Annotated in this window: 1 protein-coding gene; it reads right to left on the bottom strand. The window is 75.6% G+C overall.

The window, feature by feature from the left end; translation table 11 throughout:
* On the bottom strand, positions 1-246 hold a 246-nt coding region (locus CQ12_RS47520), incomplete at both ends, for a hypothetical protein (RefSeq protein ID WP_347337458.1).

Genomic DNA, 246 nt, shown 5'->3' with positions numbered 1-246 from the left:
CCCCGCCGGAGCCGCAGCTCGTCGAAGTCTGGCGGCCGGGCGGGCGTTCCGACGAGCGCCGTCCGCATCACGACCGCAACCGTCAGCGCCATCAACGCACCGGCGAGGGCGCACAAGCCGCCAGCGGTGAAGGCGGTGAGGGCGCCCAGCGCGAGCAGCGCCATCGTCGCGGCCGTCGCCACAACGAATTCAGAAAGCCGCGCGAGGGCGCGCCGGCCGATGCTGCGGCGGCGCCGAGCGCCGAGG

This window comes from Bradyrhizobium jicamae (genome assembly GCF_001440395.1).
GTDB lineage: Bacteria > Pseudomonadota > Alphaproteobacteria > Rhizobiales > Xanthobacteraceae > Bradyrhizobium > Bradyrhizobium jicamae.
The sequence above is the reverse complement of the archived record's forward strand: the minus strand, read 5'-3'. Positions and strand labels throughout refer to the sequence as shown.